Raw genomic sequence first — 22,532 nt, forward strand, 5'->3', positions numbered from 1 at the left:
TTGGGGCAAGCAAAAACAAATTTTCATGTGCAAATCGCGCGGATGTGACTTGTCACGGATTCGTCACGCGATCCTCGCGGCTTACGCTTCCGCAGCGTCCACGCTCGCCGCTTCGTACTCTTCTGATGCCATCAACCACTGCTCTTCCACCTCGTTCAATTTCTTCGCCAGCTGGCCGCGCTCGATGGCGGCGCTCTGCGCGCCCTGCGGATCTTTGGCGTAGAGCTGCGGATCGGCGAGCTTCGCATCGAGACGAGCAATTTCGCCGTTCAGCTTCTCGACCTGCTTCTCTGCCGTCTGCATCGCCTTCTTCAGCGGCGCGAGGGAAGCGCGCTTGTCGGCGGCGGCGCGACGCTGCTCGGCGCGCGTGTCGGCCTTCGCTTCCGTCTTGCCGTTGCTTTTGCCGCGCGTCGTGGCGCCGCGCTCGGCGAGCAGGTCGGCGCGGTAGCTGTCCATGTCGCCGTCGTAGGATTTCACGGTGCCGCCGCGCACCACCCAGAGCCGGTCGGCACATGCCTCGATCAAATGCCGGTCGTGGCTGATGAGGATGACGGCGCCTTCGAACTCGGCGAGCGCGTGGATGAGCGCCTCGCGGCTGTCGACGTCAAGGTGGTTGGTCGGCTCGTCGAGGATCAACAGGTGCGGTGCGTGGAAGGCCGACAGCGCTAGCAGTAGCCGCGCCTTCTCGCCGCCCGACAGCTTGGCGCACTTGGTGTCGGCCTTGTCGGCCGAAAACCCGTACGTGCCGAGCCGCGTGCGCCGCTGCGCCTCCGTCGCCTCCGGCATCAGCGCCAGCATGTGGTCGTAAGGCGTCTTCAGCGGGTTGAGCTCGTCGAGCTGGTGCTGGGCGAAGTAGCCGACGTCGACGCGGTTGGCGCCGAACACCTTGCCGTCGAGCGGCGCCAGCTTGCCGGCGATGAGCTTGGCGAAAGTGGACTTGCCGTTGCCGTTCTGGCCGAGGAGCGCGATGCGGTCGTCCTGGTCGATCCGCAGGTTGAGCCCGCTCAGCACCGGCGTGTCGGCCGCATAGCCGATCGCCACGTCCTCGAAGCGCATCAGCGGCGAGGCGAGCGCCTTCGCCGGGTTCGGCAGGTGGAATGGCTTGACGCGCTCGTCGAGTTGCGCCGCGATCGGCTGCATTTTGGCCAGCGCCTTGACGCGGCTCTGCGCCTGCGCCGCCTTCGTCGCCTTCGCCTTGAAGCGGTCGATGAATACCTGGATGCGGCGGCGCTCCTCGTCCTGCTTCTTCTTGAGCTTCAATTCCAGCCGCTGCTTCTCGCGCCGCGCTTCCTCGAAGTCGTCGTAGCCGCCCGAGTAGAAGGTGAGCTTGCCGCGGTCGAGATGCAGGATCGCCGTCACCGCACGGTTGAGCAGATCGCGGTCGTGGCTGACGATAACGACGGTATGCGGATAGGAGCGCAGGTAGCTTTCGAGCCACATCGCGCCTTCGAGGTCGAGATAGTTGGTCGGCTCGTCGAGCAGCAGGATCTCCGGCTCGAGGAACAGCACGGCGGCGAGCGCCACGCGCATGCGCCAGCCGCCCGACAGCGATCCGCACGCCCGCTGCTGTGCCGCCTCGTCGAAGCCGAGGCCGGCGAGGATCTGCGCCGCGCGGGCAGGGGCGGCATGCGCGCCGATGTCGTTCAAGCGCTCGTGGATCTCAGCGATGCGGTGCGGATCGGAAGCGCGCTCCGCCTCGCTCAGCAGCGCGGCGCGTTCGGTGTCGGCGTTGAGCACCCAGTCGATCAGGCTGTCGTTGCCGCCCGGCGCCTCCTGCGCCACGTGGCCGATGCGCGCCGCGCGGGGCACGGTGATCGAGCCCATGTCGGGTGCGAGGTCACCGGCGATGATCTTAAGAAGCGTCGTCTTGCCCGCGCCGTTACGGCCGACGAGGCCCACCTTGTGGCCGGTCGGAATGCCCGCTGTCGCGCCCTCGAAAATGGGCCGTCCTTCGATGCGGTAGCTCAGGTCGTTGATGTGCAGCATGGGCCGAGGGCATAGCGGCTCGGCGCCCGGCTGTCATCCGGTCCGCCCTCGACTAAATCGCGATGCCGAAGAGCTTGAGAATGCCGAGCATCAGGAAGTAGCAGGCGACGGTAAGTGCAGCGGCGCCGATCAGGCTTGGCGCGAAAGGGACGCCGGCGCGCAAGAGCAACGGCAAAGTGATGAATAGCACGAGCGACGGCAGGACCAGCCAGAAGACGCCCGTGGCCAGGTCGGCCACCTTCTCAGTGCTACCCGTATCGGCGTAGAGCCAGATTATCGCCAGCACGGATGTAAGCGGTATCGACGCCAGTACCGCACCCATCAGGGAGCTGCGTTTGGCCACCTCCGAGATCGCGACCACCAGGACGGCGGTCGCGAACACTTTGGTTGCCGTGGCGAGCATCGCCGTTTTATCCCGAGACAACTGGCTTCAGCGTCTCGACCAGGAGGCGTTCCTGCGTGCCCTGGTCCGCGACGGCCAGATGCGCATTGAACCAGTCCTGCACCATCTTGCAGACCCGCTCCGGCGGCTCGCGCGATAGCAGCGTCGGATTGGAGAACACCTGCAGGTCGGCTTCCTTCCAGCCGAGCTTGGTCAGCTCCTGAACCAACACGTCGTAGTCTTCCTTCAGCGCCTTGTCGTGCGCGGTCGGCGTTTTGCGGCCGTCGGCGATCGCCTCGAAGATGGCGGCGACCTGCGCCTGCACCGCGGCGCCCTGCTCGGGCGACTGCAGCATCTCGAGCACGACCGGCGATGTCTCGCCCTGTGAGATGAAGCCGTAGCAGGCGCCGACGCTCTTCTCGGAAAGCACCTTGAGATTGTTGAGGAAGGCGCTCGCGACCTCCTTCAGCTTCGGAGTGCTGGCCGAGAGCGCATCGTTGGCGTGCTGGCGGCGCAGGGCGACCAGCGCCTCAGTAAGATGCTTGTTGACGGCGGCCTCCGGCTGGTTCTGCGCGGCGAGCGCCGCAGCCTGACGAAGCTGCTCGCCGTACCAGTCGGGGAACTCGCGCTTCACCACGTTCCACGCAGCAAGCTTTTCGAACTTTGTGTCGAGCTCTTGCGCGCCAGCTTCGACGACGGCCTGCGACACGGGTGGGGCTGCGGGCGCGGCGGTGTCGCCGGCAGCCGGCGAAGAAGATGAGTCCGGTGCGGCGACGGTCGGCACTTGCTCGCCTTCCTTCGAGGTCAGCGCGCCGAGGTTGCCGAGCATGCCGCTATGCCAGAGGTACCAGCCGCCGCCGCCGAACAGCGCCAAGAGCACGAGCGCGCCGACGGCGCGGCGGATGCCCGAGCGACCGCCGCTGTCAGCGGATCCTCGTGCGACACGGATACGATCCGGCTCGAACGAGGGTTGGCCCGGTGCCGCGGCCGGTCCGCCACGCGGAGCAGGCTGAGGCGCGCGACCCTGTTGCGTCGTGGGACGCGGCGGAGCGGCGGGCGCCGGCTCCGCTTGCTGGAACGGAAATACGGCCGGCGCCGGACGCCAATCGGCAAACCCCGGACGCCAAATCAGATCGGTCGGTTTGAGATGACCTTGCGCGACAAAAGTGCGCATTTCGGCATCGGACAGCGGGCCGTGCTGTTTGCCTTCGCGTGCGATGTACCACTGAATGTCAGCCTGCTGGCCTGTCATAAAAGTCTCATGTCATTGCGGGGAGCCGTCGGCTTCGAGCACGCCGCACCCAGGCCTAGCATGGCCTTTTTGCATGGCGCCAATGTGGTTCGGCGCACCCCGGCTCGTCAATTGGCCGCACCAGCGCGGGCACGGTAGTCCACGGCGGCATTTTGGCGGCCTTGCTGCGAAGCATGGTCCCAGCTATAAGGCGCCGCAAATCAAGAACATTCGAAACCCTAACAGAGGTCGAGGGATGGCCGTCGAGCGAACACTTTCCATTCTCAAGCCGGATGCCACCGGCCGCAATCTGACCGGCGCGATCAATACGCTGATCGAAAAGGCCGGTTTGCGCATCGTGGCGCAAAAGCGCGTCGTTTGGACGAAAGCGCAGGCGCAGAAGTTTTATGCCGAACACAAAGGTCGTCCGTTCTTCGACGAGCTGTGCTCGTTCATGACGTCGGGCCCGATCGTCGTCCAGGTGCTGCAAGGCAAGGATGCCATCGCTACCTACCGCAAGCTGATGGGCGCTACCAACCCGGACGAGGCCAAGCGCGGCACAATTCGCAAGCGTTTTGCCGAATCCAAGGGCCGCAATTCGGTGCACGGCTCCGATAGCGTGGCTTCCGCCACGCGCGAGATTGCATTGAATTTCAAGTCGGCCGAGATTGTTGGCTAAGGCCGCGCACTCCTGACGCGGCCACCGGGGCACTAACCTCATGGCACGCGTCAGGTTCTACGTTGCCACCAGTCTCGACGGGTTCATCGCCGACCGCGAGGGAAGCGTCGAATGGCTGGCACCGTACGATGCCCGTCTCTACGGCTACGACAAGTTTGTCTCCGAGGTCGGCGCCCTCATCATGGGGCGCCGTACTTATGAGTTGATCTTCGCCATCGGCGAGGATTGGCCATACAACGGCAAGCCCGTCTACGTTCTCTCATCGACATCGCTGGGCGATGTGCCTCCGGGCGTTGTCACCACAACGCGCGGCCTCCGCGCCGCCTTGCAGCAGGCGCGCGATATGACGCGCAACGACATCTGGATCGTCGGTGGCGCCGTGACCATGCAGTCGGCGCTCGAGGAACGGCTCGTCGACATGCTCGAAATCTTCCTCGTCCCGGTGCTGCTCGGCTCGGGCCTCAATCTCCTGAACGACCTCTCGCGGCACCCCACGCTCATCTTCGACGGCATCGAGGCGTTCCCCGACGGCGTGGTTAAGCTGCGCTACCTCGTTCCCCGCTGATGCGCGTGCTGTTCCGATAGGAACAGCGGGACTGATCGCGCCGTGCACACCTCATTGTTCCGGCCACATGCCCGCATTGGCTGTCGGCTAAAGAACCCGCGAGGATGCCGTGAGCGTCAAATACGAAGCCCTCCGCGCGCCGTGGCCGCTGACATTGCCGGCGCGGCCCGCCCTCGATACCGCGACCAACGCCCGCCCGCGTCTCGATTCCATCGATCTGTTGCGCGGCCTCGTCATGGTGCTCATGGCGCTCGACCACACACGCGACTTTTTCGGCGCGAGCGGCATGAACCCGCGCGACGTCGCCGATCCGGCGCTCTTCCTGACGCGCTGGATCACCCACTACTGCGCGCCCATCTTCATATTGCTGGCCGGCACATCGGCTTACCTTTACGGCGCCCGCGGGCGCTCGACCGCCGAGATCAGCCGCTTCCTCATAACGCGCGGATTCTGGCTCATGGTGCTGGAGTTCACCGTCGTCCGGCTTGGCTGGACGTTCGACACGGGCCTCGATTTCTTCGTCACCCAGGTGATCTGGGCCATCGGCGCCTCGATGGTCGTGCTCGCCGGCCTCGTGTGGCTGCCGCGTGCCGCCATCGGCGCCATCGGCATCGCCATGATCGTTGGCCACAACGCGTTCGACGGCGTGACCGCGAGCGACATCGGTATGCACGGCTGGATCTGGAATTTCCTGCACGAGCCGAAGCTGCTCACGCTGGCGCCCGGCTCGCAGCTCTATGCGCTCTACCCGCTCATCCCCTGGGCCGGGGTCATGGCGGCCGGCTATGCGCTCGGGCCAGTCTTCCTGCTGGACGCCAAAGTGCGCCGTCGCCTGCTCCTCGACCTCGGCGCCGCCATCACAGTGGCGTTCGTTGTCCTGCGCCTCAGCAACGTCTACGGCGACCCGGCGCCCTGGGCCGTGCAGGACACCACGTTGTCGACCGCGCTGTCGGTGCTCAATGTCGAGAAGTATCCGCCCTCGCTGCTCTACTTGATGATGACGCTCGGGCCGGCGTTGATGCTGCTCGCCCTATTCGAGCGGGCGCGCGGCGACTTGGCGCAGTGGATCACCACTTTCGGCCGCGTGCCGCTCCTCTACTACGTGGCGCACATTTTCCTGATCCACGCGGCGGCCGTCGTCCTGGCGCTCGTGGTGATCGGCGATGCCGCGTGGCTGCTCGGCGGGCTGCCATCCGCCAAGCCAGCCGGCTACGGCTTGCCGCTGCCCGGCGTCTATGCCGTGTGGCTGATGGTGGTCGTCGCTCTCTATCCGCTGTGCGCCTGGTTCGCGCAGCTGAAGCGCCGCCGCAGCGAGTGGTGGTGGAGCTACCTCTAGGGTCTCATGAACGCGAGCGGCCGCCGGGATCTCACCCGGCGGCCGCATTGCATTTCAGCGATGTGCGAGGCGCTAGCTCAGCTCGCGGATCTTGAACTTGAGGCCGCCCTTGGGCGTCAGTGTCACGGTGGCATTGATGCCCGCCGGATCGGTGCCGACGTACTCGGGACGGAAGCGGCGCAGGAGCAGCGACAGGGCGAGGGTGTTCTCGACCTGGCTCATGGCGCCGCCGATGCAGGAGCGCTTTCCGCCGCCGAACGGCAGGTAGGAGTACTTCACCTGCTTCTTTGCTGCGCCGGCCATCCAGCGCTCGGGGCGGAACTCCTCCGGCGCCTCCCAGAAGCGCGGGTTGTGGTGCGCGCCATAGGCGAACAGCACCACGCGGTCGCCGGGGCGGATTTCCTTGTCGCCGATCACGTCGTGCTCGTTGGCGACGCGGATCAGGCCCCAGATCGGCGGATAGATTCGCATCGTCTCCTGAATGACGGCGCGCGTGTAGGCGAGGGCGGAATAGTCGGCGGCAGTCGGCTCGCGGTCGCCGTATACCTGCTCGCCTTCCTTGCGGATGCGCTCGGCGGCTTCCGGGTGGCGAGCCGTCTCGTACAGCGCCCAGGCCAGGGTCAGCGCCGTCGTCTCGGTGCCGGCCCACAGATATTGCTTCAGCTCGTCGATGGCCTGCTGCTGGTCGAACTCCGGCATGTTCGGATCGTTGACCGCAGCCTCGATCATCTTGAGCAGGGTGCGCTCGCGCTCCTCGCGCGGCTCGGCGCCGAAGACGGCGGGCGGCACGCTGGCCCACACCTCCATCGCCTTGGCGGCATCCTCCTCGGTGATCTCGAAGATCTCGCCGGCCTGCCTCTTGAGGCGGATCTCCTTGTGATTCATCACGTCGGTGTAGGTCTTCACGCACTTGAAGACGAAGTGCGGATTGAAGGGCATGTCGCGGTCGAACAGCGCCTTGCAGATCATGTCGGCGGCGAGCGTCCACGTCTGCTCGACCATCTCGATGGTCTCGCCCGACTTCGCCACGTCCGACCACATGTCCATCTTGGTGCGGATGGCCGCCAGGAAGTACGGGATGTACTCGGCGAACATGTCGGGGTGGAACGCCGGCTGCTGCGGCATGCGGATCTTCTGCCACAGCGCGCCGTCGTTGGTGATCATCGACTTGCCGAAGATCGGCTTCAGGCCGTCGAAATACTTGATGTAGGCGTCAGCCTTGGTGACCAGCACGTGCTTGAAGTGCTCGGGCTCCGACAGGAGCACGATCCGCTGGTTGGCGAGATTGATGGGGATGACCGGGCCGTAGCGCTCGGCCATCTGCATGATGATATGCAACGGATTGTCGAGCCCGCCCTTCAAGAGAGGGGTGAGCTTGAACCAGATGCTCGATTCGTCGCCTAGGCCCTGAGTATGGGCTGGCGCCGAGGTATCCGGTGCGGGCTGCTTTGCCGTCGCGGTCATGACGTCTCTCCCGGCGAGAATGCCGTTCAAACGCACTTCTATGCCTAATCCAGCCAACGGGTTCTAAACTGGGTAACGGGCGGGGCCCGTCTGATACCTTGCGCGGCTAGGCCGGCTCCCCCAAGGCTGCATCCTACGTACCACCCGTCAATCGCAAGTGTCCATGCGACCACGCGTTTCCGCTTCATTTTGGCGCTCGACCGCTGACCTGGGGCAACGCTCCCGGTTAGGGGATGGATGGCCAATACAATGGTTTTGCTTGGTTAATCGGGCCTTGCGGAAGTTGAACGATTTCGCCCGCCACCACGGCTCTGCCTGAGGCAAGAAGCGAAAGTGCATGGGGATAGAGCGTGTGTTCGGCCTCCAGCACCCGGGCGGCGAGCCGCTCGGAGGTGTCGCCCTCGAGCACCGGAACGGCGGCCTGGGCGATGATCGGCCCGGCGTCGAGCTCGGCGCGCACGACGTGCACCGTGCAGCCTGTCAGCTTGACCCCGGCTTCCAGCGCGCGGGCGTGTGTGTCGAGGCCCCTGAACGACGGCAGTAGCGAGGGGTGGATGTTGATCATCCGGTCGCGCCAGCCCTCGACGAAGCCGGCGGTCATTTTCCGCATGAATCCGGCGCAGGCGACGATGTCCACCTCGGCGGCACGCAGGGCCTTGTCGAGGTCGGCCTCGAAGCCCTCGCGCGAGCCGTAGCTCTTGTGGTCGAAAGCGCCCGTGCGAATTCCCGCGGCCGCGGCCTTAGACAGCCCCTCCGCCTCGGGCCGATTGGACAGCACGCAGACGATCTCGGCCGGGTAGTCCAACTCCCGCGCCGCGGCGATCAGCGACATCATGTTGGAGCCGCGTCCGGAGATGAGGATGCCGACTCGCTTCTTGGCTGTGCTCATGGCGCGGGCATAGCACGATGGCTCGCCGGGTACAGCGTCCTCAACGCATGTCGAGCTGCAGCCACCATCCATCACCGATCGAACGCTGAAGAAGGGCGTCCTTGTCGGTGAGTGCCGCAGCGGCCGCGTCCAGGTCGCCGTTAACGACAGTGGCGTCGGCGTCGGCCTGGGGCGCGTGGACGAATGCCTTGGCACTGCCGCTGATTGCGAGCCCGCGCGTGGAGACAATGAAGGTCGCCGTGTTGCCATGGCGGGCGAGCCCGTGGGCAATTCCCGCTCCGGCGAGCCGTGCGCGATAGTCGGCAATCCGCCCCGGCGCCACCGTCAGGGGATCGGGGCGGGTGAAATCCGCAGCGAGGCGTTGGATACCCGGGTCTTGCCCAAGCATGCCGACCAGTTCCTCCAGCGCCGGCCGCTGGGCCGCGAACTGCGCCAGCAACGCGCCGTCAGAGGGATGCTGCGGCCCGCCGAACGGATCGACGATCGCCAGCCAGGCGACGAGAGCCGCAAAGGTGAGCGCGCCGGCGGCGGCGATGCCGGCAATGGAGAGTGCCAACAGTTTGAGATAGGCGCGCGGCGGCATGGTCTTCGAGCGGAGCTTCGGCGGTCCAATACTGCCTGGTGCACGCGGCGACACCGAGGCAGCGGATTGTCGCCGCTGGGCCCCCGTTCAGGTCGGTTCGCCCGTCGCCAGGCGCTTGGCGAACATGCGCGAGAACCCTCCCGACGCGAAATAGAGAACGGCAAAGAACACCCCGACGACGAAGATGGCGATGAAGGCCACGAGCCCGACGTTGGCAGCCACCCATGCCCGCGTTTCGTCGGCCAGCTGCGGCAGCTCGGCGGCGCTGAAGTAGATGGGCAGAATCACGGCCATCTGCACGATGCTCAAGAGCATCGACGCGGCCGTCGCCAGGAGCGCAAAGCGCAACTGCTCGCGGCGCGACAGCGCGCGCCCGTGGCCGGCGACGAACTTCTGTGCAGCCGCTGCGGTGGCGGCGATCAGGATGGCGACCGACACGCCCGTATTGGAATTGAGGTCCAGGTAGACCAGCACCGCGGTCACCATCGCCGACACGATCATATAGGCGATCGAAAACGTGATCAGCGCCGGCCAGAGATTGGCTTCGCCGGAGGTGGGCGTGCTCGTCATTGCAAATCCTCCTTGCCGGCAGCTTCAAATATCGGCGCTGCCCAGGGCGGCATAGCTCTAGCATGCCGTCGGCCTTCCCGCTCGCCGTCCGCCCAATTTGCCGTCGTCCCACGAAAAAGAGCCGCCCTGGCGGGCGGCTCTTCCGGTTGTCGCGGAACTCCAGTGCGGATCAGAACTGGATGCGCGCGCCGCTGATCACCATGTCGAAGTCGTCGATCTCGACCTTGGCGCCCGCCGTGTTGGTGTAGTCGCCCTCGGCGTGGCGGTAGATGACATAGAGGTCCATCGCGGCGGCCTCGATGTTCTGCACGACGCCACCGGCCCAGAACGTGAGGTCGGCGCCGCGCGTGGTCAGGACATTGGCGGTCGAGACGTTCGCGCCTGGGTCGTCCTTGCGGTACTCGGCGAAGATCGTGGTCTTGCCGATGTCGTGCCACTTGCGCTCGATACCCGGCTGCAGGAACCACGTCGTGCTGGTGTCGTCGGCGACACCGGGCAGCGAGTCGATTTTCTGCTCGCCATAACCGGCATAGAGGTAGAGGCCGGTCGGGGTATGCATCGCCGTGCCGGCAGCGCCCCACCAGGTGCACTTGAAGTTGACCGGGGAACCGCCGCAATTGCTCGCCACAGGATCGGTGCTCTCGCCGTAGCCGACCTTGCCGAGCAGCTTGATGCCGTTGAACTCGCCCTTGTACGTCAGCGAGGTGTCCCAAAGGTCATCCTCACCCCACGAGGCCGAGGCAACGAAGCCGGCGAACTCCGGCGAGTCGTAGCGCACGATGTTGCGGCGGCCATCTTGGCCCGGCGTCTTGTTGTTGAAGCCGCGCATCACGTCGCCCCAGCTCAAACCCGTCAGAGCGCCGGCCGAGTTGCGGACGAAGAAGCCGCCCATTGCCACGCCGGCCGCTTCCGCGTCGGAGTAGTTGCGCGTGTTGGCCCCGTCGGCATCGTCGAGCAGGTGATAAGTCGAGCTGCCCTCGAGGCCGACCGTCAGCTTGCCGTAGGTCTTGCTCTTCACCCACCAGTTGCTCTTGCGGAGGGTGAAAGTGTTGGAGCCGGTCTTGTCGCTATCCTGGGTCCAAGCGCCCGACGAGTTGCCAACGATGCCAACCTCGACGGTGTAGCCGGCCGACCAACCATCGGCGATGGTGGCTTCACCGGCGAACTTGAAGCGCGACTGCTCCAGGCTGTTCGTGCCGACGTAGACGTTCTGCTCGGTGCCGTCGTCCCAGAAGAACGCGGCCTCATTGACCCAGCCCGAGATCGTCAGGCTGACTTTGCGGTTGCCCTTGCGGGCGGTCGTCGCCTCCAGCTCGGAAATCCGCTCTTCCAGATCCCCGCAGCAGTCGCCGCCGAGATCGGCGGCCTGCGCGGCTGCGCTACCGAGCGCCAATCCGCCTACGGCGAGGATGGATAGCCATCCTGCCTTCGTTACTCCCCCACGCATACGCAACTCCTACGCTTACACTTACGCCTCAACTCGGACTCGGTCGCCGCAACTGCGATTACGCGACCGCGCCACGCAGCGCCCCAGAACACTCGGCGCGCTTCGCTGATCTCGATCTAAGCTGGGAGGGAAATGGCGTAAACGCTAAAAGCGATTATGACAGTTTATATCAAAAACGCTGTGGCGGGTTCGTCTATTCCGGCTTGCGATTACGCGGCCAATTTCCATTGAGCATGCGGCGGATCACTTCCGGATGAAACGCAGAATCATGCTGATCCACATATCCGCTTTCGGCGAGCTGCGCGCTTATTCCGCGCAGCGTAATTCTTTCGCCGCTCGCTTTGCTCGACTGATAAAGCCGCTTCGCCATCAGCGTCGCTTCGGGGTGCAGCTCGGCGTAGGTCTTGCGGTGCGGCTTGCCGGTGCGGGCGCGGCGCGCAACGCTCACCGAACGGGTCGCCGCGGAAGCTGCGGCGGCGTCAAATTGTGCAGTTGTTGCAAGTACTTGTAGCACGTCTCGGTGGGCATCAGATTCCTGCGCGAAGGCGTCAGGGGCGTCGGCGGCGATCAGCTCGACGCCGCGCTCGCGCAGCCGCTCGTAACCGATGATTCGATCGATCGATTGTTCGGAGAAAAGGGTCGCCGTGCTGACGATGACGGCGCGCACATGGTCCAAATCAATGCGGACAAAAAGCGAAGTTATATTGGCGAGCGTCAATACGGGAGAAGACGTTTCGGAAGCGGCGTCCAAAGCCATACTTAATTCTGAGACTATTTCAAAACCAGAGGCCACCGCAAAAGCGCTGATAGCGCTGCGCTGGGCGACGCCGTAGCCGCGACGCAAAAACGCCATAGCAGGCTGTAGATCGGTACCTACTTTCTTGAGCATAGAAACCGCTGATTTAGTTTCCGATCAGGAATTGAATCCCTATGCGAATTCTGTCTGGGCAGATCGGCCGCTGCGTTCGCGTACGGCCTTCAACGCATGACTGTCTCCCCAGCGACGCACGATGAGCAACGGCAACACTGCCTCGCCAAGTTGGCCGCGACCTTTCCGGCGCCTTACCGATCGGTAAGGTTCGTCCGCGGACGTCACACACCGTCACAGCGCGTGGCGGCATCGTGGAATTGTGGGGGTTGCTCACCCGCAGTGGCGCGCCGCCGCGGCGTGCGCATGACGGCCCGGCGAATTCCGCGGGGTGTCCCCGGAATGCCACGGCAACACGGGGGCGAGTGCCAAGTGATCAGCCGAAGCGCAAGGCGCCCGTGTACTGGACCGCCCAGGCGTTGCCGCGGCCCTTGGCCTCCGACCGCTCGCCGCCGGGCGGTACGATCTCGCCGATGAGGAAGGGCGCTTCGCCCGCTTCCTGCAGCGTCCGCACGACGGACTGGGCCTCCGACTTGGCCACGACCATGACCATGCCGATGCCGCAGTTGAATGTCTTCAGCATCTCCGCATCGGGGAGCCGTCCAGTCTGCGCCAGCCAGCCGAACACCGGCAGCGCCGAGAAGGAGGTGAGATCGATGCGCGCTGCGACGGTTTCCGGCAGCACGCGCGGCACGTTCTCCGAGAGACCGCCGCCCGTGATGTGCGCCAGCGCCTTCACGGCGCCTTCGGTTCCGCCTACCGCCTCGATCGCCGCCAGCAGCGGTTTCACATAAATGCGCGTCGGGGCAAGCAGCGCCTGGGCCACGCTCTGGCCGGGCTCGAACGGTGCCGGTGCCTCCCAGGAAAGCCCGCTCTCTTTGACGAGGCGGCGCACCAGGGAATAGCCGTTCGAGTGCACGCCCGAGGACGCCAGGCCGATCAGCACGTCGCCGACGACGATGTCGCCGCGCGGCAGGATCTCGCCGCGCTCCACGGCGCCGACGGCAAAGCCGGCGAGGTCGTAATCGCCTGGCTGGTACATGCCGGGCATCTCGGCCGTCTCCCCGCCGATCAGCGCGCAGCCCGCCTCGCGGCAGCCGTCGGCGATGCCGGCGACGACCGCCCGGGCGATCTCCACGTCGAGTTTTCCGCAGGCGAAATAGTCTAGGAAAAACAGTGGCTCCGCGCCCTGCACCACCAGGTCGTTCACGCACATGGCGACGAGGTCGATGCCGATAGTGGCGTGCCGGCCGGTGTCTATGGCGATCTTGAGCTTGGTGCCGACGCCGTCGGTGGCGGAAACGAGGATCGGATCGCGGAAACCCGCGCCTTTGAGGTCGAACAGCCCGCCGAAGCCGCCGAGATCGGTGTCGGCCCCCGGCCGGCGAGTGGCCCGCGCCAGAGGCTTAATGAGCTCGACCAGCCGGTTCCCCGCGTCGATATCGACGCCGGCGTCGCGGTAGGTGATGGCCGGGTTGCGTTCCCGATCAGGCTCTGTCATGTGACCTTGGAACCCAATTTTGCCCCGTTGCCCTCGAAAGATGCGGCGTCCTAGCAGCTTCGGCAGGCGAAGCGCAAATCGCGGCGATTCTGGCCTCATGGCAAGAGCGCAACCCAGAAAGGGATATGGCGTGCGGCCGGTTCGACCCAATTTTTTCCACGCCATTCTGGCCGCCGCCGTGTTCGGCCCCGTTGGCCCCGCCCTGGCGGCCAATGACGACGTGTTCACCGTTGGCAACTATCCGGTCGATGCCCAGGCCGCCAACGCCGTCGACGCCAAGAAGCAGGCGCTTGCCGATGGCCAGCAATCCGCATTCCGCTCGCTCCTGAAGCGGCTGGTGCCCGTCACCGACTACGACCGCCTGAAGCGGCTATCGGCGCTCAAGGCCTCGGGCTTCCTCGAAGGCGTCTCGGTCCGCTCGGAGCGCAACTCGTCGACCCGCTATATCGCCAGTCTCGACTTCTCCTTCCGCGCCGACAGCGTGCGCTCCGTCCTGCAGCAGGAAGGCATACCCTTCATCGAGGACCAGGCGCGCGAGATCGTCGTCGTTCCCGTCGTGCGCAATCCCGACGGCTCGATCGAGGCCGGTGCTGCATCGCGCGCCTGGAATTCCGCCTGGAAGAGCCTCGACCAGGAGCACACGCTCGCCCCGTTCAGCCTCCAGGCTGTCAAAGGTGCGATCAACGCCGACACGTTGAAGCAGGCGGCCGAAGGGGGCGGCGGAGCGGAGCGCACTCTCGCCGCTGAGTACGGCTCGCCCTATGTCGTCCTCGCCATCGCCGAACCCGACCCGGCGGCCAAGCGCCTCAATGTGACGCTCTACGGCATCGACGGCGTCGGCGGGTTGTCGCTCAAGCGCAGCTATCGCGTCTACGACGGCGACACCGCCTATTCGATGGAGCTCGCCGCCGTCGTCGGCCTCGGCGTACTCGAGGGCCGCTGGAAGGCGCAGAAGGCGCCGCCGCTCGCCGCGTCGTCCTATTCCCCCGCTTACTCCTCGGCCAATTCCGGTGGCGGCACCGCGGTCGCGATGCGGGCGCAGTACCAAAGCCTCGCCGAATGGAGCGAGATGCGCCGCCAGCTCCTCGACCTGCCGGGCGTCGAGGACGTCCGTATCGAGACGGAATCGGCCCGCGGCGCCGATCTGACCCTCCGCTACCCCGGCGGCGCGCGCGAGCTCGCCTCGGCCCTTTACGGGCGCGGTCTGGCACTTGAGAATGGGACCGACCGGCTCATTCTTCGTTCGGCCAACTAGGCCCCAAGAAACCGCAGCGGCGACAAGCGGCGATACAACAAGGCGCAGGCGCGATTGGCGCTCGCCACAGCGGGTGGATTGCAAGTGGACCGGGCGTTGAACCTACCCAACCTGATCACCCTGCTGCGGGTGATCCTCGTGCCGGTCGTGTTCTGGCTGCTGATCACCGGCCAAACCGAGCTCGCCTTCATCTTGTTCATCGTCGCCGGCATCTCCGACGCGGTCGACGGCTACCTCGCCAAGACGTTCGGCTGGCAGACCGAGCTTGGCGCCTACCTCGATCCGCTCGCCGACAAGCTCTTGCTGGTCAGCATCTTTCTGGCGCTCGGCGTTGACGGCAAGCTGCCGCTCTGGCTGGTCGTCGCTGTCGTCTCGCGCGATATCCTCATTGTCGCGGCGGTGATGCTGTCGTGGGTGCTGGGCAACCCCGTGCGCATCCGCCCGCTCATCGTCTCCAAGGCCAACACCGTGGCGCAGATCGTCCTCGCCGGCACCGTGCTCGCCGACGAGGGCTTCGGTCTCGGGCTCGGCTGGCCGCGCTTCGTCCTGGTCTGGCTGACCGGCATTTTGACCTTCGCGTCGCTGGCTGCCTATTTGCTCAGCTGGCTGCGGCATATGTCGGGCAATGAATCGCCGGATGCACGCGGCTGACGTGCCCATGCGCTTGGCTATCCGCCTCGTGCGCTGTGCCGCTTCGCATACGGCAGCACGAACATGTACAGGCCGGTGAACAGCAGCAGGAACAGCGGGAGCAGCGGTGAATAGACCACCCATGCGGGCGGCTCTCCCAGGCTCATGGCGAAGAAGTTGGCAATGACCGTCACCGTAAAGGCGATGGACAGCCAGCGGTGAAATTGCCGAATCCACGTACTCCAATTCAATGTGACCTCCTCTCTGAAGACGAGCCGAAGCACAACGCGGCAGACGTCAGTCCGTCCGCGCCAGCACCTGCTCCAGGTTTGCAAAGAACTGCTGCCACCCCGCCTTGGCGCCGCCGAACGCCTGCTTCTGCTCCGGCCGGAAGCCCGACTGCTCCATCCGCAGATGCGTCCTCGTGGGCGTCGGGGTGAGCGTAAAGGCCACGACGCTCTGCAGATTGAAGGCCGCGTCGTCGTGCGCAAAATTCCACGTGTAGGAGAGCGTCCTGTTCGGCTCGACGGCGAGGACCTCGCAGTCCAATACGCCGCCCCAGTTGCCGCGAAGATTGAAGCGGTGGCCTACGGCCGCCTTGAAGTCGTTCTGCATGAGCCACTCCGCGATCAGGTGCGGTTGCGTGGGCGCGCGCCAGATCTTTTCCGGCGGATGAGGGATCTCACGTTCGACGACGACGGTGCGGGTTTCGCTCATTGGTCCATTCTCTTCAGCAGGTCTTCGAGGTCGTCGAACCGGCTCTCCCAGAACCCGGCCATCTGGCTTGTCCAGTCGATCAGCGGGGCCAAGGCACTGAGCTGCGCGCTGTAATGGGTCTGGCGACCTTCGTGGCGGTCGCGCACCAGCCCGGCCTGCTTCAGAACGCCGAGATGCTTTGAGACAGCGGGCTGCGAGACGCCGGCCCGGGCCGTCAGGGCCCCGACGGTCTGCTCACCGTCGCGGCACAACCGCTCGAAGATGGCCCGCCGAGTCGGATCGGAGAGCGTTCTGAAGAGCACGTCGTGGGGATTTGGCTTTTCCAATCGATAACCCATTGGTTATTGATTGACGTATAACCGCGGAGTTATGCGTCAGTCAAGCGGGCAGAATCAGCCTCTCGTCGTAGGCAACGCCATGCGGGACGCGCTGCAGGTTGGCGTCACCAAACAGACGCAACTAACCTGCGTCGTCGGCATCGCCCATCGGTCGGCGGTTTCGCGCGGCGTCGACGACAGCACCGTCGCATCGCTGGCTGCCTATTTGCGCAGTTGGCTGCTACATAGTCCGGATATGAATCGCCGGATGCGCGCCGCTAACGTCCGTTGCGCGGGCCGACCGATGGGCCGAGGGGGCTCAAATCCATGCGCGTGGAACGTCAGGTGCTGTTCTGGCTGGCAGCCGCGCTCATGCTCATACTTCTCGTGGCGCTCCTGCGCGGCGTGATCCTGCCGTTCGTCGCCGGCATCGTCATCGCCTACTTCCTCAACCCCGCCGCCGACCGGCTGACGCAATGGGGATTGCCGCGCGGCGTCGCCTCCGCGGTGATCGTTGCCGCCTTCGGTGCGCTGATCACGGCCGCCCTCATCTTCCTCGTGCCGCTGCTGCTCACCCAGGCGCAGCAGTTCGCTGTCGCCCTGCCGGACGAGATCTCGCGCCTGCGGGCACTCGTCGAGGCGTGGGCGCGTGACCAGCTCGGCACGCATTACCCCGATTTCGAGGCCGGTCTCGACCGCACCTCGCAGACGCTGACCGACAACATGGCGAACCTCGCCGGGTTCGTCGCCGGCTCCCTCTGGAGCCAGGGACGGGCGCTCTTCGATTTCCTGTCGCTGCTGCTGGTCGCGCCGCTCGTCGTTTTCTACGTGCTGATCGATTGGCATCCGATGCTGGCCAAGATTGACAGCTGGCTGCCGCGCGCGCATGCGTCGACCATCCGCCGCCTCGCCGCGGAAGTGAACGATGCGGTCTCCGCCTTCATTCGCGGCCAAGGCACCGTCTGCTTCATCCTCGCCATCTATTACGCGCTCGCGCTGGGCGCCATGGGGCTGCGCTACGGCCTGCTCGTCGGGCTCGCGACCGGCCTCATGAGCTTCGTGCCCTTCGTCGGCTGGGCGCTGGGCTTGATCACCGCGACCATCATCGCCATCGTCCAATTCTGGCCCGAGGCCGTGCCGATCCTCACCGTGATCGGCATTTTCGCCGGCGCCCAGGTGCTGGATGCCGGCTTCCTCAGCCCCAACATCGTCGGCTCAAAGATCGGCCTGCACCCCGTGTGGCTGATCTTCTCGCTGTTCGTGTTCAGCTACCTGTTCGGCTTCGTCGGCGTGCTCGTTGCCGTGCCAATCGCCGCGGCGATTGGCGTGCTCGTGCGCTTCGCGCTCAACATCTATCTCGCGAGCCCGCTCTATAGCGGCATCGAGTCTGCGGCACCGGCGCCGGTTCTGCCCACAGCGCCGGCGTCGCTACCGGCGTCGCAGAATTCAGTTTCGCCGTAATCATTCGCGATCACCCTCGGCATGACCGCTGCACCACGCCAACTCGTCTTCGATCTCGCTCACCGGCAAGCGCTGGGGGCGGAGGATTTCCTCGTCAGCCGTTCAAACGAGGCCGCCGTCGAGATGATCGACCGCTGGCCGCATTGGCCGCATCCGGCGTCGCTGGTCGCCGGACCGCAGGGCTCGGGCAAGAGCCACCTCGCCAACGTGTGGCGCCTGCGCTCGGCAGCCGACGTCATCTCGGCTGGCGCCCTCGATGACGCGGCCGTCGCCGCCCTGCCCGATGGGGGCGCGCTGGTCGTCGAGGACCTCGACCGCGGCATCGCCGACGAGAAGGCACTGTTTCACCTGTTGAACCGCGCCCGCGAGAGCAAGCTTGCGGTGCTCATCACCTCGCGCATCCCGCCCGGCGAGCAGGAGTTCCGCGTCCCCGACCTGCGCTCGCGCCTGCGGGCCCTGCCGCTGGTGGAGGTGCAACCGCCCGACGAGGTCCTCCTCAAGGCAGTGCTTGTGAAGCTCTTTTCCGATCGCCAATTGAATGTCGAACCGCCGGTGATCGACTACCTGAGCTTGCGAATGGAGCGGTCCATGGCGGCGGCGAACCGTATCGTCGCGGCCGTCGACGGGCTGGCGCTCGCCAAGCACCGCAAAGTGACGCGACCGCTGGCCGCAGAGGCGCTTGCCAGCCTCGGCGAGACCCGTGAATAACTAGTTTTTGCCGCCGCGGCCGGCGAGCATGTCATATTTGTGACTTAGCGTGCCCTCCGCCCGAACCCGCGGGCGATGGGGCCAAGGATTATCCAAAATGGCGAGCGCGAGGAATAAAGTGCGCGATAAGGCAATCGTACGTAAGGAACTGGCCGAACCGCCGCCCGACGGTCCGGAGCGCTACTACAATCGCGAGTTGTCGTGGCTGCAGTTCAATCGCCGCGTCCTCGAGGAGGCGCAGAACGAGCGCCACCCGCTGCTCGAACGGCTGCGCTTCCTGTCGATCTCGGCATCGAACCTCGACGAGTTCTACATGGTGCGCGTCGCCGGCATCTACGGCCAGATCGCCGCCGGCGTGCAGACGCTCTCGCAGGACGGCCTCAACCCGGCGCAGCAGCTGCGCACCATCAACCGCTTCGCCGCGAGCCTCGTCGCCGACAAGCAGGCCTGCTGGCGCACCATCAAGGCGGAGATGGCGCAGTCCGGAATCCACATTCTCGAGCCGGGCGATCTGAAGCCCGCCGAGAAGAGCTGGCTGCAGCGCCTGTTCCTCACGCACATGTTTCCGATCCTGACGCCTATCGCGGTCGATCCGGCGCATCCCTTCCCCTTCATTCTCAACCGGGGCCTCACCCTTGCCGTCGAGATGCTGCACGAGCGCGACAGCAAAGCGATGAACGGGCTGATCCCCATTCCCGGGCAGCTCGAGCGCTTCATCCGTCTCGGCGGCATGGACGTCGAGCACAAGGATCTGCGCTTCATCAAGGTCGAGACGATGATCGGCCTGTTCATCTCCGAGCTGTTTCCCGGGTTCACGATCAAGAGCCAGGGCGCGTTCCGGGTGCTGCGCGACAGTGATATCGAGATCCAGGAAGAGGCCGAGGACCTGGTGCGCTCGTACGAGTCGGCGCTGAAGCGCCGCCGCCGCGGCCACGTGATCCGTCTCGAGCTCGAAGCGGCGATGCCGAACCGGCTGAAGAAGTTCGTCGTCGAGGAGCTTGAGGTCGGCGAGGACGCCGTGTTCATCAAGGACGGTCTCTTGGCGCTCGCCGACACCGCGCAGCTCATCGTCTCCGACCGCCCGGACCTCCTCTTCAAGCCGTTCTCCAGCCGCTTCCCGGAGCGTATCCGCGAATTCAACGGCGACTGCTTCGCGGCGATCCGCAAGAAGGACCTCATCGTCCACCACCCGTACGAATCGTTCGACGTCGTCGTGCAGTTCCTCCGCCAGGCGGTCGCCGACCCGAACGTCATGGCCATCAAGTGGACGCTCTATCGCACCTCGCGCGACAGCCCGATCGTGCAGGCGCTGAAGGAGGCGGTGGAGGCCGGCAAGTCGGTCACTGCCGTCGTCGAATTGAAGGCGCGCTTCGACGAGGCCGCCAACATCCGCTGGGCCCGCGATCTGGAAAACGCCGGCGTGCACGTCGTCTATGGATTCATCGAATTAAAGACGCACGCCAAGCTCGGCATTATCGTGCGCCGCGAAGGCACGGAGCTGACGAGCTACTGCCACATCGGCACCGGCAACTACCATCCGCAGACGGCGCGCGTTTATACGGACCTCTCGCTGTTCACCACCGATCCGGCGGTCGCCCGCGACGTGACGCGCATCTTGAACTTCGTCACCGGCTACGGCGAGCCGGCGGAGCTCGAAGCGATGGCGGCGAGCCCGCACGGCATCCGCCAGCGAATCATCGCCCACATCCGCGAGGAGATCGAGCACGCCAAGGCCGGCCGTCCCGCGCAAATCTGGATGAAGATGAACGCGCTCGTCGACGGCCAGATCATCTCCACACTTTATGACGCGAGCCAGGCCGGCGTTGAAATCGATCTTGTCGTGCGCGGCGTATGCTGCCTTAAGCCGGGAATCCCCGGGCTTTCGGAGAACATTCGCGTCAAGAGCATCATCGGCCGCTTCCTCGAGCACGCGCGCATTTACTGTTTCGGCCGCGGCCAGGGGTTGCCTTCCCCGAAGGCGGCCGTCTACATCAGCTCGGCCGATATGATGCCGCGCAATCTCGATCGTCGCGTGGAGGCCATGGTGCCGGTCATGAACCCGACCGTGCACGAGCAGGTGCTCGATCAGATCATGGTCGCCAATCTCAAGGACAACCAGCAGAGCTGGAGTATCAAGTCGGATGGATCGTCGGAGCGCATTCATCCGGCTAAGGGAGAGGAAGCCTTCAACGCGCATCAGTATTTCCTCACCAACCCGAGCCTCTCGGGTCGAGGACAGGCGCTCAAGGAGAACTTCCCGCCCCGCTTCAGCCTGCTCGCCAAAGACTGACGCTAAGATCAGAGGCTGCATTTGACGAGCTTGGAACGGTTGTTCGGCGAGCAGAGCCGGGTTCATGAGCTCGAACCCATCGGCGTCATCGATATCGGCTCGAATTCGGTGCGCCTCGTCGTCTACGAGGGCGCGGTGCGGGCGCCGACGCCGGTGTTCAACGAAAAGGTGCTGTGCGGGCTAGGGCGCGATATCGCCTCGACCGGCAAGCTCGGCACCGAGCCGGTCGACCGCGCGCTCGCCGCGCTCACCCGCTTCCGCTCCATAACCCGCCTTCTCGAGGTGAAGAACGTCCGCGCCTTCGCCACCGCCGCGGTGCGCGAGGCCGACGACGGCGCCGACTTCATCGCCCGCGCCGAGAAGGCGCTCGGAATGCGCATCGAGGTGCTGTCGGGCGAGAAGGAAGCGCGGCTCGTCGCCCATGGCATCATGATGGGCTTCGTCGAGCCCGACGGCGTCGCCGGCGACTTGGGCGGCGGCAGCCTGGAACTGATCGACATCGCCTCCGACCGGCTGAAGCAGGCTTCGACACTACCCGTCGGCGGCTTGCGCCTTATCGATGCCACCGGCAACAAGATCGAGAAGGCGCAGCCGCTGATCGACGAGGCGATCGCGCAGGTACCGTGGCTGAGCCAGGGCGCCGGGCGGCCGTTCTTTGCCGTGGGCGGGAGCTGGCGGGCGATCGCGCGCCTGCACATGGAGCAGACGAACTATCCGCTGCACGTCACGCACGGGTATTCTATTCCAACGCTCGAGGCCGTCGTCTTCTGCGAGTTTCTGCGCAAGACCAAGAAGCTCTCCGGTCTCGCCGGCTTCGAGGAGCTGGCGAGAGCCCGCCGTGAGGTGCTGCCCTACGGTGCCTTCGTGCTCGAGCGCCTCTTGAAGACGCTCAACCCGAGCGAGGTGATTTTCTCGGTGTTCGGCATCCGCGAGGGACTGATTTACTCGCTGCTGCCGGCGCACGAGCGGCGCAAGGACCCGCTCCTGTCGTTCTGCGCCGAGTACGCGGGGCTGCGCTCGCGCTCGGTCGAGCACGCCTGGGAGCTGTGCAAGTGGACCGACGCGCTGTTCGAGCCGCCGGGACCGAAGGAGATGCCGGAAGAGCGCCGCCTCCGCTACGCCGCCTGTCTCATCTCGGATATCGGCTGGCGCGAGCACCCCGACTACCGCGGCGAGCAAAGCCTCAACCTGCTCGCCCACGCCGGCCTTTCCGGCATCGACCACCAGGGCCGCGTGTTCATGGCGCTGGCGATCTTCTATCGCCACGCCGGGGCGAGCCAGGAGCATGCGGCCGAGCTCTCCGAGCGCCTCAAGGCCATCTCGACCAAGCGCGCGCAGAAGCGCGCCCGCATCGTCGCCGCCGCCGTCCGCACCGCGCACATGCTGTCGGTCGGCGTCCCGGGCGTCATCGACGAGGCGCCGCTCTCGTATGACGGCGACAAGCTGGTCCTCACCATCCCCAAGGCCTACGCCCAGCTCGACGGCGAGCGCCTGCGCCGCCGCTTCGACACCTTGGCGCAGCTGGTGGAAAAGGCGCCGGAAATTCGCATCGGCCGCTGACCATCCAGCGGAAGGCCAAAACAAAACCGTTTTCGACCGTGCGCAACCATTGCCGACGGCCTGCCGCCGCCATATTTCCTGGTAGACTAATGC

At 65.5% G+C, this 22,532-nt stretch carries 22 protein-coding genes; 9 read left to right on the plus strand and 13 right to left on the minus strand.

What is annotated here, in order from left to right:
- Positions 1 to 81: 81 nt before the first annotated feature.
- The 3 genes from GIW81_RS13500 to GIW81_RS13510 are packed head-to-tail and all read right to left on the minus strand — an operon-like array spanning position 82 to position 3,620.
- Positions 82 to 1,986: an ABC-F family ATP-binding cassette domain-containing protein gene (locus GIW81_RS13500; protein ID WP_154739904.1), complete on the minus strand. Its 1,905-nt coding sequence runs from the start codon at positions 1,984 to 1,986 to the stop codon at positions 82 to 84.
- 52 nt (positions 1,987 to 2,038) lie between these two features.
- On the minus strand, positions 2,039 to 2,389 hold the full coding sequence (locus GIW81_RS13505; RefSeq protein ID WP_154739905.1) for a DUF3147 family protein: 351 nt from the start codon (positions 2,387 to 2,389) through the stop codon (positions 2,039 to 2,041).
- Between the two features lie 7 nt (positions 2,390 to 2,396).
- Positions 2,397 to 3,620 (minus strand): DUF4339 domain-containing protein, encoded by a 1,224-nt coding sequence (locus tag GIW81_RS13510; protein ID WP_154739906.1) that lies wholly within the window; start codon positions 3,618 to 3,620, stop codon positions 2,397 to 2,399.
- Positions 3,621 to 3,855: 235 nt separating this feature from the next.
- Here GIW81_RS13510 and ndk point away from each other — a divergent pair, with 235 nt between their 5' ends.
- The 3 genes from ndk to GIW81_RS13525 all read left to right on the plus strand — a co-directional run bounded on the left by ndk (position 3,856) and on the right by GIW81_RS13525 (position 6,179).
- Positions 3,856 to 4,278: a nucleoside-diphosphate kinase gene (gene ndk, locus GIW81_RS13515; RefSeq protein ID WP_154739907.1), complete on the plus strand. Its 423-nt coding sequence runs from the start codon at positions 3,856 to 3,858 to the stop codon at positions 4,276 to 4,278.
- 40 nt (positions 4,279 to 4,318) lie between these two features.
- The gene (locus GIW81_RS13520; RefSeq protein WP_154739908.1) at positions 4,319 to 4,843 is read left to right on the plus strand and encodes a dihydrofolate reductase family protein; all 525 of its coding nucleotides are present in this window, start codon (positions 4,319 to 4,321) and stop codon (positions 4,841 to 4,843) included.
- Positions 4,844 to 4,952: 109 nt separating this feature from the next.
- Positions 4,953 to 6,179: a DUF1624 domain-containing protein gene (locus GIW81_RS13525; RefSeq protein WP_210251942.1), complete on the plus strand. Its 1,227-nt coding sequence runs from the start codon at positions 4,953 to 4,955 to the stop codon at positions 6,177 to 6,179.
- 72 nt (positions 6,180 to 6,251) lie between these two features.
- Here GIW81_RS13525 and GIW81_RS13530 read toward each other — a convergent pair whose 3' ends face one another.
- From GIW81_RS13530 to purM, 7 genes are all read right to left on the minus strand, one after another.
- Positions 6,252 to 7,643, minus strand: coding sequence for a cytochrome P450 (locus GIW81_RS13530; RefSeq protein ID WP_154739909.1), 1,392 nt, complete (start codon positions 7,641 to 7,643; stop codon positions 6,252 to 6,254).
- Between the two features lie 226 nt (positions 7,644 to 7,869).
- Positions 7,870 to 8,532 carry a phosphoribosylglycinamide formyltransferase gene (gene purN, locus GIW81_RS13535; RefSeq protein ID WP_154739910.1) on the minus strand — a complete coding sequence of 221 codons (663 nt, stop codon included), beginning with the start codon at positions 8,530 to 8,532 and terminating at the stop codon, positions 7,870 to 7,872.
- Positions 8,533 to 8,572: 40 nt separating this feature from the next.
- Positions 8,573 to 9,115, minus strand: coding sequence for a hypothetical protein (locus tag GIW81_RS13540; RefSeq protein WP_154739911.1), 543 nt, complete (start codon positions 9,113 to 9,115; stop codon positions 8,573 to 8,575).
- A gap of 87 nt (positions 9,116 to 9,202) precedes the next feature.
- Positions 9,203 to 9,685, minus strand: a complete 483-nt coding sequence (locus GIW81_RS13545; protein WP_154739912.1) for an ABZJ_00895 family protein — start codon at positions 9,683 to 9,685, stop codon at positions 9,203 to 9,205.
- Positions 9,686 to 9,854: 169 nt separating this feature from the next.
- The gene (locus GIW81_RS13550; RefSeq protein ID WP_154739913.1) at positions 9,855 to 11,132 is read right to left on the minus strand and encodes a porin; all 1,278 of its coding nucleotides are present in this window, start codon (positions 11,130 to 11,132) and stop codon (positions 9,855 to 9,857) included.
- A gap of 193 nt (positions 11,133 to 11,325) precedes the next feature.
- Positions 11,326 to 12,021: a serine integrase family protein gene (locus GIW81_RS13555; protein ID WP_154739914.1), complete on the minus strand. Its 696-nt coding sequence runs from the start codon at positions 12,019 to 12,021 to the stop codon at positions 11,326 to 11,328.
- A gap of 355 nt (positions 12,022 to 12,376) precedes the next feature.
- A complete protein-coding gene (gene purM, locus GIW81_RS13560) occupies positions 12,377 to 13,501 on the minus strand; it encodes a phosphoribosylformylglycinamidine cyclo-ligase (protein ID WP_154739915.1) in 1,125 nt (374 codons plus the stop codon).
- Between the two features lie 130 nt (positions 13,502 to 13,631).
- Here purM and GIW81_RS13565 point away from each other — a divergent pair, with 130 nt between their 5' ends.
- Both GIW81_RS13565 and GIW81_RS13570 read left to right on the plus strand, forming a co-directional pair.
- Positions 13,632 to 14,756 (plus strand): DUF2066 domain-containing protein, encoded by a 1,125-nt coding sequence (locus GIW81_RS13565; RefSeq protein ID WP_324615035.1) that lies wholly within the window; start codon positions 13,632 to 13,634, stop codon positions 14,754 to 14,756.
- 96 nt (positions 14,757 to 14,852) lie between these two features.
- Entirely contained in the window at positions 14,853 to 15,407 is a 555-nt protein-coding gene (locus GIW81_RS13570; protein ID WP_154740760.1) for a CDP-alcohol phosphatidyltransferase family protein, read from the plus strand.
- A 17-nt stretch (positions 15,408 to 15,424) separates the two neighbouring features.
- Here GIW81_RS13570 and GIW81_RS13575 read toward each other — a convergent pair whose 3' ends face one another.
- From GIW81_RS13575 to GIW81_RS13585, 3 genes are read right to left on the minus strand one after another with little or no spacing between them, the layout of a single operon-like run.
- Positions 15,425 to 15,637 carry a hypothetical protein gene (locus tag GIW81_RS13575; protein WP_154739917.1) on the minus strand — a complete coding sequence of 71 codons (213 nt, stop codon included), beginning with the start codon at positions 15,635 to 15,637 and terminating at the stop codon, positions 15,425 to 15,427.
- A gap of 46 nt (positions 15,638 to 15,683) precedes the next feature.
- Entirely contained in the window at positions 15,684 to 16,103 is a 420-nt protein-coding gene (locus tag GIW81_RS13580; protein ID WP_154739918.1) for an SRPBCC family protein, read from the minus strand.
- Positions 16,100 to 16,441: an ArsR/SmtB family transcription factor gene (locus GIW81_RS13585; protein ID WP_154739919.1), complete on the minus strand. Its 342-nt coding sequence runs from the start codon at positions 16,439 to 16,441 to the stop codon at positions 16,100 to 16,102. The genes GIW81_RS13580 and GIW81_RS13585 overlap by 4 nt, the downstream gene beginning before the upstream one ends.
- A 306-nt stretch (positions 16,442 to 16,747) precedes the next feature.
- Between GIW81_RS13585 and GIW81_RS13590 the strand changes: the two genes are divergently transcribed.
- The 4 genes from GIW81_RS13590 to GIW81_RS13605 all read left to right on the plus strand — a co-directional run bounded on the left by GIW81_RS13590 (position 16,748) and on the right by GIW81_RS13605 (position 22,439).
- Complete coding sequence (locus GIW81_RS13590) at positions 16,748 to 17,881, plus strand: AI-2E family transporter (protein WP_154739920.1); 1,134 nt, start codon at positions 16,748 to 16,750, stop codon at positions 17,879 to 17,881.
- A gap of 21 nt (positions 17,882 to 17,902) precedes the next feature.
- Entirely contained in the window at positions 17,903 to 18,589 is a 687-nt protein-coding gene (locus tag GIW81_RS13595) for a P-loop NTPase family protein (protein ID WP_154739921.1), read from the plus strand.
- A 97-nt stretch (positions 18,590 to 18,686) separates the two neighbouring features.
- Positions 18,687 to 20,879: an RNA degradosome polyphosphate kinase gene (locus tag GIW81_RS13600; protein ID WP_154739922.1), complete on the plus strand. Its 2,193-nt coding sequence runs from the start codon at positions 18,687 to 18,689 to the stop codon at positions 20,877 to 20,879.
- Between the two features lie 21 nt (positions 20,880 to 20,900).
- Positions 20,901 to 22,439, plus strand: coding sequence for a Ppx/GppA phosphatase family protein (locus tag GIW81_RS13605; protein ID WP_229309297.1), 1,539 nt, complete (start codon positions 20,901 to 20,903; stop codon positions 22,437 to 22,439).
- The last annotated feature ends 93 nt before the right edge of the window (positions 22,440 to 22,532 follow it).

This window comes from Hyphomicrobium album (assembly GCF_009708035.1).
Taxonomy (GTDB): domain Bacteria; phylum Pseudomonadota; class Alphaproteobacteria; order Rhizobiales; family Hyphomicrobiaceae; genus Hyphomicrobium_A; species Hyphomicrobium_A album.

What these genes read in the sequence shown, in the direction of transcription:
- GIW81_RS13500 (WP_154739904.1), bottom strand. Translation starts at nt 1,986, where the DNA reads ATGCTGCACATCAACGACCTGAGCTACCGCATCGAAGGACGGCCCATT.
- GIW81_RS13600 (WP_154739922.1), top strand. Translation starts at nt 18,687, where the DNA reads ATGGCGAGCGCGAGGAATAAAGTGCGCGATAAGGCAATCGTACGTAAG.
- GIW81_RS13555 (WP_154739914.1), bottom strand. Translation starts at nt 12,021, where the DNA reads ATGCTCAAGAAAGTAGGTACCGATCTACAGCCTGCTATGGCGTTTTTG.
- GIW81_RS13520 (WP_154739908.1), top strand. Translation starts at nt 4,319, where the DNA reads ATGGCACGCGTCAGGTTCTACGTTGCCACCAGTCTCGACGGGTTCATC.
- GIW81_RS13595 (WP_154739921.1), top strand. Translation starts at nt 17,903, where the DNA reads ATGACCGCTGCACCACGCCAACTCGTCTTCGATCTCGCTCACCGGCAA.
- GIW81_RS13510 (WP_154739906.1), bottom strand. Translation starts at nt 3,620, where the DNA reads ATGACAGGCCAGCAGGCTGACATTCAGTGGTACATCGCACGCGAAGGC.
- GIW81_RS13580 (WP_154739918.1), bottom strand. Translation starts at nt 16,103, where the DNA reads ATGAGCGAAACCCGCACCGTCGTCGTCGAACGTGAGATCCCTCATCCG.
- ndk (WP_154739907.1), top strand. Translation starts at nt 3,856, where the DNA reads ATGGCCGTCGAGCGAACACTTTCCATTCTCAAGCCGGATGCCACCGGC.
- GIW81_RS13550 (WP_154739913.1), bottom strand. Translation starts at nt 11,132, where the DNA reads ATGCGTGGGGGAGTAACGAAGGCAGGATGGCTATCCATCCTCGCCGTA.
- purN (WP_154739910.1), bottom strand. Translation starts at nt 8,532, where the DNA reads ATGAGCACAGCCAAGAAGCGAGTCGGCATCCTCATCTCCGGACGCGGC.
- GIW81_RS13585 (WP_154739919.1), bottom strand. Translation starts at nt 16,441, where the DNA reads ATGGGTTATCGATTGGAAAAGCCAAATCCCCACGACGTGCTCTTCAGA.
- GIW81_RS13540 (WP_154739911.1), bottom strand. Translation starts at nt 9,115, where the DNA reads ATGCCGCCGCGCGCCTATCTCAAACTGTTGGCACTCTCCATTGCCGGC.
- GIW81_RS13505 (WP_154739905.1), bottom strand. Translation starts at nt 2,389, where the DNA reads ATGCTCGCCACGGCAACCAAAGTGTTCGCGACCGCCGTCCTGGTGGTC.
- GIW81_RS13545 (WP_154739912.1), bottom strand. Translation starts at nt 9,685, where the DNA reads ATGACGAGCACGCCCACCTCCGGCGAAGCCAATCTCTGGCCGGCGCTG.
- GIW81_RS13530 (WP_154739909.1), bottom strand. Translation starts at nt 7,643, where the DNA reads ATGACCGCGACGGCAAAGCAGCCCGCACCGGATACCTCGGCGCCAGCC.
- GIW81_RS13590 (WP_154739920.1), top strand. Translation starts at nt 16,748, where the DNA reads ATGCGCGTGGAACGTCAGGTGCTGTTCTGGCTGGCAGCCGCGCTCATG.
- purM (WP_154739915.1), bottom strand. Translation starts at nt 13,501, where the DNA reads ATGACAGAGCCTGATCGGGAACGCAACCCGGCCATCACCTACCGCGAC.